Annotated in this window: 16 protein-coding genes; 1 reads left to right on the top strand and 15 read right to left on the bottom strand. The window is 41.8% G+C overall.

What is annotated here, in order from left to right; translation table 11 throughout:
* Positions 1–86 precede the first annotated feature (86 nt).
* The 15 genes from wrbA to ybiA all read right to left on the bottom strand — a co-directional run bounded on the left by wrbA (position 87) and on the right by ybiA (position 19,141).
* Positions 87–701 carry an NAD(P)H:quinone oxidoreductase gene (wrbA, locus tag GC093_RS13660; protein ID WP_171652427.1) on the bottom strand — a complete coding sequence of 205 codons (615 nt, stop codon included), beginning with the start codon at positions 699–701 and terminating at the stop codon, positions 87–89.
* 97 nt (positions 702–798) lie between these two features.
* Positions 799–2,010: a niacin permease NiaP gene (locus GC093_RS13655; protein WP_171652426.1), complete on the bottom strand. Its 1,212-nt coding sequence runs from the start codon at positions 2,008–2,010 to the stop codon at positions 799–801.
* 205 nt (positions 2,011–2,215) lie between these two features.
* Positions 2,216–3,076 (bottom strand): aldo/keto reductase, encoded by an 861-nt coding sequence (locus GC093_RS13650; RefSeq protein WP_171652425.1) that lies wholly within the window; start codon positions 3,074–3,076, stop codon positions 2,216–2,218.
* A 144-nt stretch (positions 3,077–3,220) separates the two neighbouring features.
* The gene (locus tag GC093_RS13645; protein ID WP_171652424.1) at positions 3,221–3,973 is read right to left on the bottom strand and encodes a 3'-5' exonuclease; all 753 of its coding nucleotides are present in this window, start codon (positions 3,971–3,973) and stop codon (positions 3,221–3,223) included.
* A 168-nt stretch (positions 3,974–4,141) separates the two neighbouring features.
* Positions 4,142–6,847 carry a DUF5054 domain-containing protein gene (locus GC093_RS13640; RefSeq protein WP_171652423.1) on the bottom strand — a complete coding sequence of 902 codons (2,706 nt, stop codon included), beginning with the start codon at positions 6,845–6,847 and terminating at the stop codon, positions 4,142–4,144.
* Positions 6,848–6,903: 56 nt separating this feature from the next.
* Complete coding sequence (locus GC093_RS13635; RefSeq protein ID WP_171652422.1) at positions 6,904–7,734, bottom strand: endonuclease/exonuclease/phosphatase family protein; 831 nt, start codon at positions 7,732–7,734, stop codon at positions 6,904–6,906.
* Between the two features lie 26 nt (positions 7,735–7,760).
* Positions 7,761–9,047 carry a CehA/McbA family metallohydrolase gene (locus tag GC093_RS13630; RefSeq protein ID WP_171652421.1) on the bottom strand — a complete coding sequence of 429 codons (1,287 nt, stop codon included), beginning with the start codon at positions 9,045–9,047 and terminating at the stop codon, positions 7,761–7,763.
* Positions 9,048–9,078: 31 nt separating this feature from the next.
* Positions 9,079–9,942: a carbohydrate ABC transporter permease gene (locus GC093_RS13625; RefSeq protein WP_171652420.1), complete on the bottom strand. Its 864-nt coding sequence runs from the start codon at positions 9,940–9,942 to the stop codon at positions 9,079–9,081.
* Between the two features lies 1 nt (position 9,943).
* Entirely contained in the window at positions 9,944–10,828 is an 885-nt protein-coding gene (locus GC093_RS13620; protein WP_171652419.1) for an ABC transporter permease subunit, read from the bottom strand.
* Positions 10,829–10,954: 126 nt separating this feature from the next.
* Positions 10,955–12,406, bottom strand: a complete 1,452-nt coding sequence (locus tag GC093_RS13615) for an extracellular solute-binding protein (RefSeq protein ID WP_171652418.1) — start codon at positions 12,404–12,406, stop codon at positions 10,955–10,957.
* 165 nt (positions 12,407–12,571) lie between these two features.
* Positions 12,572–13,585 (bottom strand): LacI family DNA-binding transcriptional regulator, encoded by a 1,014-nt coding sequence (locus GC093_RS13610; RefSeq protein WP_171652417.1) that lies wholly within the window; start codon positions 13,583–13,585, stop codon positions 12,572–12,574.
* 342 nt (positions 13,586–13,927) lie between these two features.
* Positions 13,928–14,278: a ribosomal maturation YjgA family protein gene (locus GC093_RS13605; RefSeq protein ID WP_312886526.1), complete on the bottom strand. Its 351-nt coding sequence runs from the start codon at positions 14,276–14,278 to the stop codon at positions 13,928–13,930.
* A 238-nt stretch (positions 14,279–14,516) separates the two neighbouring features.
* A complete protein-coding gene (locus GC093_RS13600; RefSeq protein WP_171652415.1) occupies positions 14,517–15,902 on the bottom strand; it encodes a protoporphyrinogen oxidase in 1,386 nt (461 codons plus the stop codon).
* A gap of 473 nt (positions 15,903–16,375) precedes the next feature.
* Complete coding sequence (locus tag GC093_RS13595) at positions 16,376–18,313, bottom strand: hypothetical protein (RefSeq protein WP_246314280.1); 1,938 nt, start codon at positions 18,311–18,313, stop codon at positions 16,376–16,378.
* Positions 18,314–18,397: 84 nt separating this feature from the next.
* Positions 18,398–19,141, bottom strand: a complete 744-nt coding sequence (ybiA, locus tag GC093_RS13590; RefSeq protein WP_246314278.1) for a riboflavin biosynthesis intermediates N-glycosidase — start codon at positions 19,139–19,141, stop codon at positions 18,398–18,400.
* Between the two features lie 91 nt (positions 19,142–19,232).
* Between ybiA and GC093_RS36390 the strand changes: the two genes are divergently transcribed.
* Positions 19,233–19,355 (top strand): hypothetical protein, encoded by a 123-nt coding sequence (locus tag GC093_RS36390; protein ID WP_281365238.1) that lies wholly within the window; start codon positions 19,233–19,235, stop codon positions 19,353–19,355.
* The last annotated feature ends 67 nt before the right edge of the window (positions 19,356–19,422 follow it).

Genomic DNA, 19,422 nt, shown 5'->3' with positions numbered 1-19,422 from the left:
AATCGTCGTATTATGAACCGTTTTCACACCTACAACAAAAAAAGAGAAGATACCTGAAAGGTCTTCTCTCATTTCTTTATAAGTGGTTATCCTTCAAGCCCTTTTTTCACCCATCCAGCTACGGTTACCGTCCTCTTGGCCTGATGGACTACTGCATCCTTTACCTGCTCACGCATAGTCCCGTTTTGTTCAACGGTTACGCTTGTTCCGTATGGATTCCCTCCGGCCGCATAGATAACGGGATCGGTGTACCCAGGCGCCGCGATTATTGCTCCCCAATGATAAAAAGTCGTATTAAGTGCAAGTATCGTTGCCTCTTGTCCACCGTGTGGGTTGCCTGCACTGGCCATTGAGCTTACTACTTTGTTTACTAATTTGCCTTGAGCCCAGAGGCCGCCCGTAATGTCTATAAATTGCTTCATCTGAGAAGGCATATTGCCAAATCGAGTCGGAACGCTGAAAATAATGGCATCTGCCCATTCCAGGTCGGCTGGTGATGCTACCGGCACATCCTTGGCTGCTTCCACATGTGCCTTCCAAGCTAGGTTACTGTCAATCGCAGCTTGAGGCGCAAGCTCTTGAGCTTTCACCACTTTTACCTCTGCTCCTGCTGCTTTGGCACCTTCTGCTGCCCACTGTGCCAATTGATAGTTGGTTCCTGTTGAACTGTAATAAACAATGGCTAGTTTTACATTAGACATAGTTAATCTCCTCTATTTAATAATCTTAAGATGTTTGTCAGAGCATCCGAATTATTATTTGATTAAATTTAACTATGTATACTGTCGATTTGCTATTTTAAACTATGTCTATCCCTTTGGTCTCTTTGCCTAGAAATAGCACTGCAAGTGCCCCAATAACGATCGCCACGAAAAATATGATAAATATAGAATTGATTCCGGTTTCCCGGGCTACCAGCATACCTACAAGGTAAGGACCGATTACTCCGCCAAGGCGCCCGAAGGAAGCCGAAAGCCCTACACCGGTAGAACGTACCGCGGTTGGGTATAACTCCGGTGTATAGGCATACATAGCTCCCCATGCACCGAGGTTAAAGAAAGAGAGGCTAATTCCGGAAGCAATCAGCATCCCTACCGTTTCCGCATTGCCGAACCAGATCGCACTTAATGCTGTCAGCAGTAAATACGTAACGAGCACAAATTTTCGTCCGAATTTCTCAATAAAGTAAGCAGCTGTGAAATATCCAGGGAGCTGTGCCAGCGTCATAATCAGTACGTATTGAAAGCTTTTTACAAGGGTGAAGCCCTTCAGCACCATAACTGTCGGCAGCCATAAGAACATACCGTAATAGGAAAACACAACGGTGAACCATAAAATCCATAGTGTAATCGTGGACTTGCGGTATTTGACAGACCACACGGAGGCTGCGCGTTCTCTGAATGTCAGCTTTATGCGTGACTGCTCTATAAAGCGGGGCGAATCCTGAATAGTTTTTCTAAGGTATAAAGCGTACAGGGCTGGTAACGCGCCAATAACAAAGGCAGTTCTCCAGCCATATGCTGGAATGATGAAATAAGCTATCAATGCCGCCAAGATCCATCCTGCTGCCCAGAAGCTTTCAAGCAGCACAACAGCGCGCCCTCGCTCCTCAATAGGTACCGACTCCGAAACAAGTGTAGAGGCGACAGGCAGCTCACCTCCAAGACCGAATCCGGTGAAGAAACGCAGCACACATAATACACCGAAGCTTGCAGCCAGTGCAGATAGTCCACTTGAAGCCGAAAAAATAAGAAGCGTCCAGAGCAATACGGACCGGCGACCATAGCGATCCGCTAACGAACCCGCCACTACCGCCCCAACAGCCATTCCAACCGAGTTAATCGCAGTCAACAGACCTATCTGCTGCGCCCCCAATTTCCATTCTACAGCTAGAGCCGCAACAATGAATGAGATAATTCCCACATCCATTGCATCGAAAAGCCAACTAAGGCCAACACTGACTAGTAATTTACGTTGCTTCGGTCTATGTAATAAAGCTGCCTTATTCATAATAAGTCTCACTCCCCGAAAATTCCGTTTTATTCAACACTTCGGCTTTAGAATAGTATGGATGAGCTTACTCTCTATTATCCTATTGTATATCAAAAAAAAAAGGATTAATTCTGCCCGGAGGCACAGAAAATAAGGAGCATCCGGCTTTATAATGCCGCTGCTCCTCAAGGTAATAATTCAATACTAACCAACTAACTACTAACTATCGAACTGACCATTCCTCTTTGTTATTCCAGTCCTTCGCTTTCCAACGCAATATTTCTGGAGTACACATAGGCATCATTTCCTTCAGAAAGGACAGCAATTCCACATCTGACATCGGCTTGAAATTTCGAGCTACGGCCAGATTCTTTTCCAATTCTTCCATTGACGAAATCCCAACAATGGAGGTGGAAACGGGTAAGCTGAATGTATATCTTAGTGCTTGCTCGTACCAATCAGATAACCGCCCTAGCCCAAGCAGCTTCATACCGATTACAGCTACGCCTTTCTCATTGGCCTTGGGTAGAAATTCATGCGCAAAGCTGTATATGAAATGATCCGCTGCCGATAAGGCTACAAGTGCACTATCGAACGGAAATCGGTTAATCGCTTCCAATTGAACTTGAGGATTAAGATGCCCGCTAATACTTAAGTACTTAATAACACCCTGCTCTTTAGCTTCAATCAGCGCTTTAAGCGCCCCATCTTCAGCAAATATTTGATCCAATTCGTCCATCGTACCTACTGCGTGAAGTCTCCATTCTTCTACATGATCTGTTTGAAGCCGTTTAAGACTCTCTTCGAGCTTTCTCCAAGATCCGTCCCTAGTGCGTTCACCGGTTTTTGTAGCAATCCACACCTGATCACGCCGATCACCGAATGACTTGCCAAGACGTTCCTCCGATTGACCTTTGGAATAGGTCGGTGCGGTGTCAAAATAGGTGATACCTTCATCAATCGCTCGGTTCACAATCTGTATGGCCTCGTCTTCTGTACAGTTATGCTCATCGACAATCCGTTGAGCGCCGAAGCTGAGGATCGGGAATTCATAACCGGTTTTACCAAATTGACGTTTTTCCATAAAACATGTATCCCTCCCATTAATCGAATTAGCGAGTTGTGTGATGTCTACAGCGAGTTAACCCTTATTATAACCCATTCGAGGTGGAATATTAAGCCAATCTTTAGGAGTCAACTAGAAAAAAAGCCGCAGCCCCTAATCCTATTAGGCAAGCTGCAGCTTATTGTATTTACGTCCAAACTTTTGGGAACCATACTTGTGAAATAATGCTTCAACCATGGCAATCTCTGAGACTGTCAAATTCATCACTCTAAAGTAAGCTTTAGTTTTTTCATTATTGGTAAATTGTTCCCAAGTCAGCTTATTTCCTATTTTAACAGCATGATCATGTGAAAGAGCAATCCACTTCTTTATGCCGCCTGTACATATTTTGAATTCATTGGGTGCAAAATATTGCTCTGAAGTTACTACTTCAGGCCGCAGCTTTACAAGCTGTGCAGCGTTTAATGCATCGTCTAGTGCAGAATGATGTTGGCCGATAGGCGTTAATTGGTGAGCTTCTAAGGCTTGCTGTAAGCCCCCTTCAAAAAACTGTGTTAGATCAATCAGCTGACCCAACCATTCATTATTAATTTTGTTCACCTTGCAATCTACGAATAAATTGAAGAAATCACTGCCGCCCCATGCAAACATCTTATAATCTTCCCCACAAAATGATATAAACCGGCTAATCACTTCTTGGTAAGACGGACTTGCATATAATGTCTCTTTCTCAATGCCGCAAAATTTCAAAGCAAACCGATTTAGCTCAAAATTGGGATTTACGTAGCTTTGGAACGTATCAACAATATTTAAATGACGGTCCAGCTTTACTGCACCTATTTCAATAATTTCCATTGGATAAATATCATAATGCTTTCTTCCATTGAACTCTAGATCTATCACTATATAGTTCATAACTATCAACCTCCACTACTACAACAATACCATGTACAGCAGGAATTTCAATAGAGCTTTTCATTACCAGTCCATTCAGTACCAAATTTATTGCGAAAAAACCCTTGGCCTGCTTGCTTTGCAAGCCCAGACAAGGGTTTCTTAAGAGATTTAGGTAATATAAGAAAATTAACGAATTCGGAAAGTGTGTATTTCAAAGGGTTGTGTTTGAAAGCGAAATTGATTCACGTTGTCAGCTCCACTTTCGATTAAGGAACATACATTTTCTTTGATCTTATATTCTAGCAAATCCGTTTTAAGCACTTCACTAGCTTGTAAAGCAATATGAACCGTTACCTCACGGCTCTGGCCTATCCATTCGCGCAGACGTAGTATATAACCATCTCCATCCTCTGCTGGCTTGAAGCTTGTTACCGCCATACCATCCAGTCCATTAGGCAACAAATCAGCAATTGCGGATTGCGAATGTTCCTCGCCAACTAGTATTCCAGATACAGGAGTCATCGTTTCTTGGGCTTGCTTCCATACCGAGCCTTCTGCCCAGTCACCTTTATGCGGAATAAGTCTGTAACGATAAGACAAGCTTCCGCCAACCCATTGCGGGAAATTGGTACCCCACCAATTGTTGAACAAATTGAAGTTGATCTCAGGCTTCTCAGGCTTGTAATCAGGTTCAAAATCCCACATTCCGTTACGTCCAATGGAAAATAATGGGGTATCTAACGGAATGATCGCCATTCCCACATTTCCATCCGATACATCCACGAAGTTTTCACAGCAATGCAGCAGTGTATTGGATGATCGAACGATATCCGTGCAAGGATCGATAACGCTTCCCAGTTTATTGATTCGATAGCTTGGATTATCCAGCTTTAATGGAAACAGTAGGTGCCCGGATTCCGCCATAGGGGTTTCCTCTTTACCTGTAAACCGCCATTCCAAATCAATATTAGGCGAATCCTCCATTAGAGTAATACTCCAAACCGTCTCGTTAGCATTGCCATACTCACTAACTGACGATGTATCACTTGAGGCGCTACACACCAACCGAACAAAATCCGACTCTTCAATCAGACGAATCTCACTAAGCTCGGTGGTAAACGATAGCCGTTTCTGCTGTTCAGGATATTCTGTCTTACCGAAGTCATGAACGCCCCAATCATAAAACCGGTACGCATATTTCTTGATGTAGCGGGTTATTTCTTCACTTGAATAAATATTGTATTCATACTGTCCGAAGCCGAATTCAGAGGTTTCTTCCACCCATTCCTTCTGCAGCTTCTTGTCGTAAAGACTAGTGATCCATCCCGTCCGATTATCTAGCTTCACCCTGACGAAAGAGTTTTCTAACACAGACTCCTGATGGTTAACATAACCTTTCAGTTCGGTTGCATGTGTATCTACAGAAGTAGCCGCAACCTCAACAGCTGAACCTTTATATGCAGCTTGGAGCTCTACTTGATTAATGCAAGCAATCGTCTTATAGCCCAAGGCTGGGAGCTGCTTCACTTCTACGATAATGCCGGAATTGGTAAAGCTCCAGATAAGCTGCTCACCGTTCGCGCAGTCGATAAAGACTTCATCGGAGCCTAGGCTTTCTATGTCCTCCAGAAGGACGAACGCATCACGCTGCCAACCCAAATAATTATAGATTCGATACGTTTTCTTATCCTTTGACGGCGTCACATTTACCCTTCCAGTAAGCATCCCAACCGCAGCATCAAGTGAGGTTTCGGCTTTATTTAAATAATTGATCTGTTCCTGCCAGGAATGCTCCATCTTGAGGTACCGTTCACTGCTCTTATCCTTAAGAAACGACTTCTTATCGTATGTTCTAGGGAACAAGAAGCTTTTGCAATCCATCCCCCATGTATGCTCACCGAACAAAAGAGTATACTCATAGCTCTCATCAATTTTACTCTTGATCTGCTGTGTAAGGCCTGTAGCCCCGCCGATATCGCTTGTCTCGCCGGAGAGCATGCCGAGCGCCAGTGCGCTTTCAGCCGCCGCGATGCGGCTCCTCAGCTCCCGCACGCGGGAAACCTCGCGCGGCGCCGTGCCTACGCCGTGAATCCAGGCATCCGCCAAATCCCCGCGGATTACAGGCAAATCTGGATTTCTTGACAAGAAATCCACAGCGAAATCACTCAAGCTGCCGATGTGCAGCTCGGCCTGCAGACCGCTCTCAGCAATCGAAGCTTTCATTTCTTCGATTACTGTCGCCTCATGCGGCCCATGATTGTCGCTTGTATGAATCAAAGCGAGCCATACCGGATGAGTCCACTCCTCCGGTGGCAGGATGCCGGTGCCATAGGCGCCTTTGGAATAAAAGGTTAGCAGCCGCTCCCCATCCGGCCCTTCCCAGAAAAATACCGGCGGCACATCGGGAGGCGTTGAGAAGCCATTGCAGCCCAGATGCAAAATCTCTACACCTGCTTTTTTCAATAAGGAAGGAACGATCCAGGTGTGCCCTGGGACATCTGTCATTTTCGCATCCTTGGGACGGTACCCAAACTTCTCGCTCAAACTACGAGAAACATACATGCCTCGAATCCACTCCTCCAAGCCGCAAAACTCGGTATGAGTTGTATAAGGAAGCATGTGCCATATTAATTGGCCATCTTCCAGGAATTTCAAAGCGCTTGCTTTATCCGATTCGTCACTGCCCTGCAACGATTGCAGCAAGGGCCATGCCGACATCGTCCAAACATACTTTTCGTTCGGATCGTTATCCTTGGTTTTATCGCAAATAGCAATGACTTCTTTCAACATCTCGGTTTTGTACTTATGAACTACATCGGATGCCAAACCCGTGAAACCGATATCAAAATGTGTTTTAAAAACCACATATATTTTTTCCAAACGATCGTTCATGGGCCCTGTCTCCTTTTCTCTACTTAGAACCGAACCATCTACTGTCATTCGTCGGTCTAATTGTCTGCTAGTACCTGCTGCTTGAAGACATCATCATTAATTTGAATGGATGTCACAATAGGGTAATGATCAGATGGATAACCTCCATCAATTTCTCTGCGATCAACCTGCGTTTCCAGAACTTCAATTTCGGGAGACACAAAAATATAGTCAATTGGCTCCCCTGTATCACCGCCTTTAAATTCGTGAGCAGTTAATCCGATAGTACCCGGAAGCGCTGTGTAAGCATCCTTTAGCCAAGTCTGGCGGCCCTGATAGTCCGTTTCCCCTCGCAGAAAGCGGATTGGAAAATGATCGGGATGACTGTTCAGATCACCCGTCAGGATAACCGGCAAGCCAAACTCTGTTCGATGTGATCGGATAGTATCCCATATGAGTACAGAACCCAAATCTCTAGCGGTCTGCCCAAAATGATCCAAGTGCGTATTATAGACGAGAAACTCCTTGCCGCTTATAAGATGCTTAAAGTGGACCCAGGTGCATATTCTCGGCAGCATACTGTCCCAGCTTTTGGAGCCTACTTCATAGGGAGTTTCCGACAGCCAGAATTGGCCATGATGCAGGACTGCAAGCTCTGCTTTTTTGTAAAAAACAGCACAATGCTCATTCTCGTGCTCGCCCATTCGCCCATTACCTACCCAAGCATACTCCTCTAGCCTCTCGTTAAGACCCGTTAACATGATGTGATAGCCTTCCTGAGTACCGATAATAAGTGGTTGATGCTCTTGAATAATACGTGCAACCCGATATATTCGGTTGGTCCAAATGTTATCCCCGTCATTCGGCGTGTTGTATCGTAAATTATACGACATTACAGTAATTTTCATTTGAAATCACCTCAGAAATTAGTAATTTAATCCAAATAAATGGGATTCGTCAAGGTCGCCATCAATAAACAGTCCGTCTCTTTAAAGTACCTCCATACCTCTGCTCTCACAAACTTTATATGGCCTGCCTCAAAACTAAGCTCCGCTATTCCATTCTCGTTATCTGAAACTATCACTTCCTGCTCAACCCCTCTATTGCTGATCAGCTTCAACCTGTCCCCCGTTATTAGCTTCTCTGCCTGAAGTCGAATGGTTCTATTACGCTCCTCATTTGGTACAACCTCGCCGATCTTATAGGACCCGCATTCCAGCTCTACAAAGGGTCCCTCAGGAGAGTAGCTGATTGACACATGTCCCTTATCAATACCATTCAGAATGCCTTCTATGGTCTTAGTAGAAGCCAGCACCCAAGTGCAGGGCATCGCATGCTTCACATACGGATCCGGTCTGTGGACATCGCTTCCTCCTATGGCCGTCAATCGTCTGCCGGTTACGAGCTGCTGCTGCCACCAGTTTAAGGTCCGCTCATTTCTGTCTGTCCAAGGGCCATTCCATACCTCAACCCAATCATGATCGACTTGAAAGTCCCATTCCCATGGACAAAAATCACAATGAGGATGATTCAGCACGATCTTAGCTCCGCGTTCTCTAGCCATGCTCAATCTTTTGTTAACATCGTCTTGATTAGAAACACGAAAATCATCTAAAGGATCTGTAACCCCAAGAAAATTGCTGTGTCCAAAGTTTGTTGTAAATTCATAGCCAGGAATCATAACTACACTTGTATTTCTAGGAAAGGATTGATTTTGGCTGGAAGTATTATGATCGGTCATTGCAATGAAATCACAGCCAAGCTGCTCCATGATTGCTGCATTTTCCTCCAAGGTATACGATCCGTCACTATTGATGCTATGGGTATGCAAATCGCCTTTAAGCCAGCGTTCCGTAGCATAAGTAAACTCTATTGTTACTTTTACCGTGCAGCCATCCTCAGGTATTTTATAAGCATTATGCAGAACAGCCCAGTTACCAGCACTTAATGGACCCGACAAGTAACCAGGGGTTGCTTTTTCCAGTCCTAAGCTAAAATGAGTGCGCGCACCACCGCTCCAGCCTCTAACTCTATGAGAATCACGAATCCCCAGATCGATAATAGCGATTGAATTCTCTTTGGCTTCCACTATGTAACTAACTTGTATTTCCTCTACGTGGCTCGGCATCTCAAAAGGAAGCTCCACATAGGTGCTTTGCAACGCATGTTCTATAAAAAGTGAGAAAGTGGCTGTTGTACGTTTCGGCTCAACCCTTTTCATAAATCAGGCCTCCATTTGGAAAATAATGACACTACTCCTTGTTTGCTCCTATCATGATGCCTTTGACGAAATACTTTTGAACATAAGGATAAATAATAATGAGCGGAACTAAGGCAATAACAATCCCTGCCATACGAACATTCGTAGTGATGATAAAGTTACTGGAGGTAGAATCCGTGTCGATAATTAGCGATTTCAGAGCAATCTGTAAGGTATACTTGGAATGATCACTGATGTATAGAAGCGCTGGGGTAAATTGATTCCAACGACTTACAAATTCAAATAAGGTGACGGTGGCTAAACCTGCCTTTGCTAACGGCAAATACATGGTGAAGAATATCCGCATATCTCCTGCTCCATCCATCCGCGCAGATTCCGACATTTCAATAGGTACCGTTGCAAAAAAGTTGCGCATTAATAACACACTGAAGCCCGACACAAGACCTGAAATAATAAGGGCTGACAGAGTATTCAATAAGCCAAGCTCTTTGTTCACCACATAGAGCGGTATCATAATCGCTTCGCCCGGAACCATCATCGTGATTAGAATTAGCGATACCATCAGCTTTTTCCCTGGAAGCAGCGGTTGAACCAGCACATATCCCGCCATCGCACACAGCAGCACGTGACCGATCGTACCCACCACTGTAACAATTACATTATTGGTAAAGGGTAAATACAGCTGCATACGGTTCCAAACCGTGCTGAAGCCCTCTATGCTAAATTCCTTCGGCCATAAAACGATTCCTGGCTGCATGGAAGCAAAATTCGTGGAAAACGCTAACGCAAAGGTATTCATGAAGGGAATAATCATGGTTGAAACCAGTACCAGTAGGAACAATATATTGAAAGCGTCGAATACGCGGCTAGACAAACTTGTATACTGATTCTTCATCCTATTTGTCTCCCCCATCGTCATAACGGATAAGCGCTCTGGTTACAAAAGTAAGGATTAGCGTTGCAAAAATGACCAAAAATCCGGAAGCAGTTGCAAGTCCAATTTTGAATTCAAGAATCCCCTTCTGGTACGTGTACATCATGATTACATCTATCTTCTTGGCGATGGCTCCGTTTCTCATGACAAAAATCTGATCGAACATACGAAGAATACTTAATACATTTAACATAATAACAACCTTCATTGTTGAAACAAGAGAAGGAAGCGTCACAAATCGCACCAGCTGCCAACGATTGGCTCCATCTATTCTTGCCGCTTCATATAGCGAAGGGTTGACCGAAACGATTGCAGCCAAGTACAAAATACACGTAAAGCCCATCTCTTTCCATACTGAAGTGAATACCATAATCCCTCGAGCGTAGATGGTGCTGGACATAAAGCTAATTGGTTTTCCCGCCCCTAGCGCCAACAAGAGCTGATTCACAATCCCTGTGTCAGGTGAGAGCATCATAATCCACATCCCGCCTACAACAACCCATGAGAATAAATGAGGAAGGTAAACGACCATTTGCGTTACTTTTTTAAACCAGGTAGAAAAAATTTCACTTAAGGATAACGCCAGAACGATAGGCATAATAAATCCAACAACTAACGAGCTGCAGCCGATAATAAGCGTATTCTGAAGAGCGTCCCAGAAGGAGCTGTCCATAAGCACTTCTTTGTAATTGTCAAAGCCTACGAATGGCCGGTTTCCAATCAAGCGGAAGTTTTGAAAGCTGATAATAAATCCTCTTACAAGAGGATAATACGAGAAAAGTAAGAAATAACCGAGAATGGGAACCATCATTATATACAAAGTTTTATATTTCCAGACGGCTTTCAAGCGACAGCCACCACCTTATCCGATCGAAGTTGATTGATAAGGGAGTACAACGAGCATACTCCCTCTCTTATGCTGATAAGAAAACAGAATTCCATTTACTATCGGTTCACCTAATAATTCATGCTATTAATCAATTAATTGTTTGGCTTTTAATTGCTCACGCATTTTCTTGACAGCTTCAGCAGCAGGCATTTCTCCAAGTATCGCTTTAAACGAAAACTCATTAATAATTTTTTCTGCGTCAGCCCATTTTGGAGGAGTCAATTCCAGCGTCGCATATTTGATTACGAGCTCCTGAGCTTCTTTAACACCAGGCAGCAAGCCGAATGGCGGTTGAACCTTTTTGTTATACCAGAACGGTACGCCATGATCCATCGCATGCTCCTTACCTGCTTTTGTCAGCTCATATTTGCCGTTGGCTTCTGTATAATCATTCTCTTTGATACCGAGGCTGCCCAGAATAATTCCATCCTTGGAGTGCCACCATTCGATGAATTCGAACGCTGTTTTGGGATGCTCTGCATTAACAGGAATTACCCATACATCCGGATCTCCGCGGCGCAGCATATACTTGCCATCGGGACCTGAAGCACCCGGTAGGCCCTTTGCTTCAAAGGTTGTTTTCGGGTCCTGCTCTAATCTCGTATTATTCAACATACCCACCCAAGCATCCCAATAAGTGATCATGCCTACACGGTCCGTAAGGAACAAGTTACGCATTTTACCCGTATCATTAGTTGCAAAGTTCGGATCTAGGATGCCTTCTTTGTACAATTTGTTAAGGAACTCATAGACAGGAATCGCAGCATCTGTTGAATAAGGAACATCCTTCTTGCCATCCTTCTCTACATACCGCTGTTTCAGGCCCGCTGAACTGAAAAATCCTTGCAGCTCATACATGCCGGCCGTTGATAAACCATAGGTATCTTTCTTACCATTGCCATCAGGATCCTGCTCAGTGAAGGCCTTGAGTACTTTGTAGTAATCATCCAATGTTTTCGGCTCCGGCAGATTCAACTTCTTCAACCAGTCATTCCGTACAGTCGGCATAGTTCCGCCTTGGAATTTAGTAAACACGCCGAATATTTTGCCATCCTTCGTCTTAACCTGATCCCATTCCTGTGTCGGCAGAACATCAGGATCCTGCAGTACTTTGGAAGCCTTAACTTGATCTGTCAGAGGAGTCAATACACCTTGATCGACTAGAAGGTTCATTCTTTCTTTACTTACTTGCAGCAGGTCGAACTTTTCACCGGATGAAATAGCGGCCATCAGCTTTTGATCGTAATCGGATGCGGGCTTATCCAGCTTGGCTTTAATGCCGGTTAACCGCTCTATTTCTTTCTCGAAAAGCGTATTTTCGTCAGGATTTTTACCGCCGATTACTGATGACATCATACGTAGTGCTCTATCTTCCTTCTTGGCATCCGTCTTAGGCTGAGGGGTCGTGGTGTTATTGTTTGTGGTTCCTGTATTATTGGCCGTGGGTGCAGAATCGCCGCCGGAACAGCCTGCAAGTGCGCCACCAAGAAGCATGAATGCTACCATCGAACTAACCGCTTTAGTTTTCTTAATCATGTTAACCTCCCAATGTTAATTTCTCTTGGACAGAATACTTTTGTACCAGCACATTCTGTTATATGGCTAATGATAAACTAATAACCCAATTCAACCTGAGACACCACCGCCTTTACAATACGTTAATAAAGCGCTTTCATAGAACATCCACCTCAATATGAGGCTTTAGATCAACTTGCGGCATGATTCGCGGATCACCAGTCTTGCTTCAATAATCCTTTGCTGCACGACGCTGAGGTCATTCATTTTTTGTATAAGTATTTGCGCTGCTTCCGCACCAAGCCGTTCGGCTGATAACTCAACTGAGGTCAGCTTGGGCGTAATCTCCTGCGCTAACGTCGCATCGTTACTTAATGCAATCACCGAAAGATCACCAGGGATATCGATACCAAGCTCTCTGGCTGCACGCAGCACACCTAGAGCAACGCGGTCAGTGTCTGTGATTACGGCAGTAAACTCATGTTTGCCATAGATAGCTTTTAGTGCGCTGTAACCATAATCCGTTGCATGACTATGATGCTTTCTTGAATAATTCACCACATGTACGCTGCTGAGCGGCTTTCCATGCCGAGTGATTGCTTCATACAATCCGTTCTGCCTATCCGTAGAAACAGTCATATCATCTGCAGCATTAAGAAATAGGATGGATGAATGGCCGTTCTGTAATAAATACTCTCCAACCTGAAAGCTGACATTGGTATTATCATTATCCACATAACAGACGGACGCATCCTCAGGATCGGGCCTACCAATTAGTACCAATGGAATGTTCATTTGATTATATCTATCTATTCGGGGATCATGCTTTCTTGGATTCAGCATAATAACACCGTCAATAGGATCGATTGAAAATTGGGTCGGATCATCATGCTCAGGCAATGAATCAAGCAGTACCCGGTATCCTTGCTTCGAGCACTCTCTAATAACGCCGTTTATCATTTGGATCTCGAAGCCCGACATCGTGCTTTCTTTGGAAATGGGCATCTTGAGTCCAACAATCATCGTTTTCTTAATAGCTAAGCTTCTTGCTACATGATTAGGAAAATACCCCATGTCTTTAGCTACCTCAAGCACTCTTTCCGTTACTTGCTTGCTGATTGGTCGTTTCTTGCTGAATACACTGGAGACCGTTCCTTTAGAAACACCAGCTACCTTAGCTACATCATCAATTGTTGCCACACGATCCCCCCTTCAATTATTTGTTAAGAAATCATTAAACCGGTTTAATGATTTTCCCAATAAAAACCAGTTCCTACAACTGGTTTCATTCATCGATTTAACGAATCGTTAAACCGGTTTAACTGGTTTACATTTCCTATTATACATACGTATTATTATTCTTACAACCCATTTTTGTAAACTCTGCGTAAATTTTTGGTAAAGCGCTTAATCGCACATTATAAAAGAGAATGTCGATAATTGTAAACGCTGTATAAATTGTTCTTTCCCTTCATGCACTCTGTATTGTTTACACCTTTCCTATCCAATCGGAATACCGTTAGAACTACTTATCTGATTAAGTTAAACAATACGTTTATACCCATATTTATCAATCAAAAATGATAGGATAATACCAACGGTGTACCTAATTAAATCCACTATTAAAAATCCCCTTCCCAAAACCAAAGAACCTAATAAAGTACTCCTAATTCCATTTATCCACTCTGCTTGATATAGCTGACTGCATTCTATTGCAAAACAAAAAAGGATACTCATTCCAAATGCCAAAGACAATTTCTTATCCACCATCAAAAAACGAAAGCCATAATAGATCATACTAGCCCATAGTCCGTCTCCAAAATGTCTTGTAACAAATACAGGCAACAGATCCGAAAATGCTCTTGAACTAAGTCCCAATACGATCGTAATCAAAACTGCAATAAGATATACAATCCTGTCTCTCAATACTATCATTCCTAACTTTTAAGGGAATTCACTACATTAACAGCCACAGACAAAACATAAAAAGGCTGGGCAGAAAAAACCCCTCTGCACAACCCCTCTTTTCGTTCTTTCCATCATTTTCTGACGTTTGAGCTGCTCTTTCATAAAAATATGAACTGATGAAACATTTGCTCATATTGTTTATGTTTAGGAAAGCAGTTGTTGATTATAAACATTCAACAATCCTTTGGGCGGTCTGCTCACCGTTCATGATACAATCCGGAATACCAACACCATAATAGGAGCACCCAGCTAAAATTACGTCGGGATAGCTCTCGGCTAATTTATTTTCCAACGATTTAACGATATGAGGATGCTTCAAATGATAATTGGGCATCGTTTCATGCCATTTGGTAACTTCGAATGAAACCGGCATAACAGTTATTCCAAGGCTGTCTTCCATATCTTTTCGCGCAACCAGCATTAACTCTTCTTCTGTCATTTGCTGGAGGTTTTCATAATCGCGACATGTGCTCTTATAAAAGAGCCTTACCAGTAGCTGCTTTTGCTCCGAGGTGTGATCCCATTTGCGGCTGGTCCACGTACAGGCGTTGCAATTAAGATCACTGCCTTCTGAGACAATAAAGCCTGTCCCATCCTTAGGCAGCTCGCTATCTGGAATGTCATAACCCAGATAAATGCTAATCAGAGAGCTATTTTTCAACTGGTTAAAATCCTCATCCAGCCTCTCATCGCGGAGAAGTTGCTGTGCCACAGGATGCAGCGTGCTGAGTACGATGAAATTCGCTTCCAACTCTTCTTTGTTGGACAAAGAAACGATATACCGGTCCTGCCGCTTCTCAATTTTTTCAGCCTGCACACCTTTATATATATCGACATCGGTTAACCGCTCCTCCAATCTGTCGATTAAGCCAGATACACCCTGCTTGAACGACAAGAATTTCTTGTCACCATTTCCTTGAATTCGTTTTTTGTTCTCGGCCAATCCCCGGATGATGCTGCCGTACTCATTTTTATAATCCAGTAAGTAAGGAATCGTCGATGCTATCGTCAGATCCTGCAATTGACCGGAATATACACCGGACAGGACTGGAGATATTTGTTTCTCCACCAGCTCTTCACCTAGAAAATGCTTCAGAAATGCCCCTATGGAATCTTCCTTCGTAAAGGTTTCATTCGGTGTGTAAAAGTCTTTTAAGGCTTCTACCTTCCCCTGCGCCGAAACCAAGTCGGTCGTTGCTAACGATTCCAGGCTCATCGGTATGCCGAACAGCGCATCCTTCGGAATTTGTTTCAATTCACCTTCTGTATAAATAAAAGAAACTCCTGTTGCGTTATATACAACATTCTCCTGTAAGCCTAGCTCTTCTAAGAATGGAGCCACATTCGTTTTACGCACAACAATCGAATCCGCTCCGGTCTCCATTATAAATTCACCCTCATGAACGGTTCTAATTTTACCGCCTAAGGTATCATTCGCTTCCACCAGTACGATTCTTGCATCCTGATTTTGTGATTTTATCATCTTCTGAAGATAGTAAGCTGTCGATAACCCAGTAATTCCCCCGCCAATAATCACTATTGTTTTCAAAGAGATCCCACCTGCCTTGCCTAATTTATTATTAAACTTACAGTATTACCTTTGGCACTTTAATAACAGCGGATGTCACTATTTTATTATACGTCCATTTTCCTGCTATAGCCATTTTTCTGGACCTAATACAAGAATGTAAAAGAAAATAGTCATACATCCGACAATTTTGATGCAGTATCCTCAGGTACTTCCTAATACCAGTTTAACAAGAGAGTTTTTCTTAGTCTGTGATTTACATCATTATTCGCCACTCTTCGTTACCAATCTGTCCGTGGGTATGTATTCGCATATGAAATAATTAATTATTGTTTCTATTTATAGATTGAATACACCAAAAAACCTCCTTTCGGAGGTTCATCGATAATCTATAGGCAAGTGGAAAGAAGATCGCCTAGATTTACTGGACTTTTCAATGGAAAACCCATTTTAGCGAGCATCACCCAGTCAGGCAACCTATTTTAACCACAGACTTACATCTTTCTCATTTCTAAAAATGTACAAAAGTCATCGTTTATCTTGATTACTGAAAGAATAAATAATCGCAAAAATATCATGTAATTCTGGTTGTGAATCTTTTCGTCATCGCCACTTTTGGGTTGTGAATGACTGTATTTGTTTCTTAAGTCTAGTCCATTGTTAAATTGAGACTTGTTCAGAGTATAGTTGATATAATCTTGTTCGGGTCTTGAAAATAAGGTGCTTTCAAGTTCAATTACGTTCTTCTTCTCAAGATCATCTAATATCTTTCTTTCCGACTCCGAGTATTTCCAGTAACTGATTACTTCATTAAAATATAAATCATAAAGGATCATAACAAGAAACACATTGTCAAATATAAGATTCTCTTCTGCATCTATAGATAAATATTTGTTGTCTATAAGCCAATTAATTCTCGGGACATGGTATTCAGGATAGTCTTTTAGTTTTAATTTCTCATTGCGTATCAACTCAAAAAAGTTGTCATATGATTTTTCTAAATATTCGTTATAACCCAAACTGCTTTGATCTGAAAAAAGAAGAAAAGTTGCAGTCTTAAACTCTTCTCCTATACCATAGGTATATTTTCTTTTTACTAGTGAAGGGATGTTGCTATATATAAGATGTTCAGAGCGTATCTCAAGCAATTCAAAATCAATATGTCCTTCTTCAACATATAATGAGAATTGTTTAAGAACTGACTCCAATGCAGGCATAATATTTGTGCATTTTTCAAGAAAAGTAGAGTGGGCTGAAGGCATAGTTACTTGGAAGTTACGAGTATCAAATTCGATTGCGAGATAATCTTGAAAAAACCATTCAATTACTTCTTCTAATCGAATACCTAAACTAAATAGTTGATTGGAATATCCTACCATTTGAAGTAATGAGAGGGCATTCTTGTGGTCGAAAGCTACTCCTTTTGTGTAAGCATGTTGAGAGGTTGTAAATATAAAACGCTCAAACACACCCATTTCATTATATTTGTTGACCAATGTACATCTCATTTGAAGGTCAACAAAATCAAATAAATGTATAAAATTATTCAAAAGTGTTGGGTATTCCTGATTCTCTTCAATCCATTTTGCACTATAAGTGGCGGTTATTGAAAGATCGTCTCTAATTAAAGTACCTTCTTCACTCTGAGATTTGGAGAAGATAACTGCTGTTTCCATAATCATCCCAGAATTCTCTGTGAAGAATTTGCTTTCTTGATCTTCAGCCTTTCTTTTTGCTTTCAATAAGGTTCTCGGAGTAATTTCAATTTTATCTTTACTACTTTGTATATTGGCAATAAGTCGTAAATAATTTAAATTAGGATCTTCACTATCTATGTAATTATTAATAATAATTTCTTTATCAGAGCTACTTAATTCTTTTGGGAAATATATCGGATCTTTTTCACGAATATGCTTTAGTTCAAATTTATCCAAAAGCAGCTGGGCTGATGAGTTATTATTAAGCATATACTCCCTAATGATCCTACCAAAATGTTCAGTTATATTCTTGAACTTCAGCAAATCGTATAACGATACTTTTGATGTATTCAACATCTCCCTGAATTTTTCTTCAGTTATTACTTCATATACTTTGAATTTATCGATTAATTCCCAAAAATCACTCTTATAATAAAAAACATCAACATCAAAATAGAGTGCAATAATGTTATCGTCAGTAATTGATTTAAAAAATCTAGCTACAATCCCCAAAAATCTTTTTACTATATGCTGGTAATGGTTTACATCATCAGCATTCCAATCTGCTAGGAAAATTTTATTATCGAAATACTTTTTAACATTATATAGTTCAATTATGTCGTTAATATCCTGTACTTCTTTTCCTGCTTCGTGTTCTTTAATGAGACTTTCACATTTTTTTAGATTCTGGCCATTCGTCATATCGTTTATTGAATAAAACTTTACCTTTTCCATTTTTTCATCTCCAGTGTTGAACGCCTTACTTTACCTCAAATAAACCGCTCATTACATTTATGTGGCCAGTAATCATCTCAATTTTTATTTCTCATCTTGAATTCTATTCTTATGTGCCTCTCTAACTTTACTAGCCTCAACCCATTGTTCTGGTGGGGTAAAGTATTCATCATACTCTTTTATAGCTTCTGGCAACTGTTTCTTTCTCCATTCCCATAAGTACATTAAATAATCTTCACCTGCTCCCATTCTCCAGCCAATACTAAATGGATGAATATCGGGAAAAGCAACCCATTGTGGTAAGAAAAACTCAGGTGCATATCCGTCTAATCCGTTTCTTATTTCCATTAGCAATTTGCCTAACATATTTTGACCTTGACCGTTACCACCGTCTCCCCAGTAGGCATCATTTGTCGTATGTTCAACTATTGTACAATCCCCTGTAGAAAGAAGAATGGACTTTATTCTGGGATGTTGTTCAACTTTAGCAATTAGTGCTTCTCGCATGATTTGAACCTTGCAATCTTCCCAATCTTTGCGAAGAGGCTTATTTCTATCCCGCCCTAATCTTGTAGCTTCCATAGGTGTGATAGCAAGTCGAACTTCTTCCTCATATTCAGTTCCAACAAATTTTTGGGCTTGAAAATAATGCTCTGTAGTTACCCATTCTTTGTTAATCAGCGTTACTGGATACTTTGCAAAATTCGAAAAACAACCGTATGGTTTATTAGTTTCGTAAAACCTAATAAACCGTTCCTCGGGTTTAAGTTTTTTCATTTTCTTTCTATTTTCTTCAATCATTTTTTGTATGTTATCTGGGATATTCAAAATTATCCTACCTCTCTGATATAGATCGAAATTCCAGTGTCCACGCTCATTGACTTTAAGGGTGTATTAAATCTATTGCTAACCCTAGATTATGTCTATTAACTGTATTATTCCATTCCAGCAGAAGGCAATAGATACCGAGCAGTTTAAGGCAGCATATGACAGTATACTGGCTGAACAAATTCGATTGACAGCAAGCAAAGTTGAACTTTAAACCTGATTGAATCAAAGAAAGTCACATAACGCTACTTACAGGATTTTCAGTTCCAAGTAAGTAAGAT

This window comes from Paenibacillus foliorum, from assembly GCF_013141765.1.
In the GTDB taxonomy this organism is placed as follows: domain Bacteria; phylum Bacillota; class Bacilli; order Paenibacillales; family NBRC-103111; genus Paenibacillus_S; species Paenibacillus_S foliorum.
Note: the sequence above shows the minus strand (reverse complement) of the source record. Positions and strands in the feature narration are given on the sequence as shown.

Coding starts and splice junctions, on each gene's coding strand:
- GC093_RS13640 (WP_171652423.1), bottom strand. CDS start 6,847: ATGAACGATCGTTTGGAAAAAATATATGTGGTTTTTAAAACACATTTT.
- GC093_RS13645 (WP_171652424.1), bottom strand. CDS start 3,973: ATGAACTATATAGTGATAGATCTAGAGTTCAATGGAAGAAAGCATTAT.
- GC093_RS13630 (WP_171652421.1), bottom strand. CDS start 9,047: ATGAAAAGGGTTGAGCCGAAACGTACAACAGCCACTTTCTCACTTTTT.
- wrbA (WP_171652427.1), bottom strand. CDS start 701: ATGTCTAATGTAAAACTAGCCATTGTTTATTACAGTTCAACAGGAACC.
- GC093_RS13615 (WP_171652418.1), bottom strand. CDS start 12,406: ATGATTAAGAAAACTAAAGCGGTTAGTTCGATGGTAGCATTCATGCTT.
- GC093_RS13595 (WP_246314280.1), bottom strand. CDS start 18,313: ATGGAAAAGGTAAAGTTTTATTCAATAAACGATATGACGAATGGCCAG.
- GC093_RS13650 (WP_171652425.1), bottom strand. CDS start 3,076: ATGGAAAAACGTCAATTTGGTAAAACCGGTTATGAATTCCCGATCCTC.
- GC093_RS13625 (WP_171652420.1), bottom strand. CDS start 9,942: ATGAAGAATCAGTATACAAGTTTGTCTAGCCGCGTATTCGACGCTTTC.
- GC093_RS13655 (WP_171652426.1), bottom strand. CDS start 2,010: ATGAATAAGGCAGCTTTATTACATAGACCGAAGCAACGTAAATTACTA.
- GC093_RS36390 (WP_281365238.1), top strand. CDS start 19,233: ATGTCTATTAACTGTATTATTCCATTCCAGCAGAAGGCAATAGATACC.
- GC093_RS13635 (WP_171652422.1), bottom strand. CDS start 7,734: ATGAAAATTACTGTAATGTCGTATAATTTACGATACAACACGCCGAAT.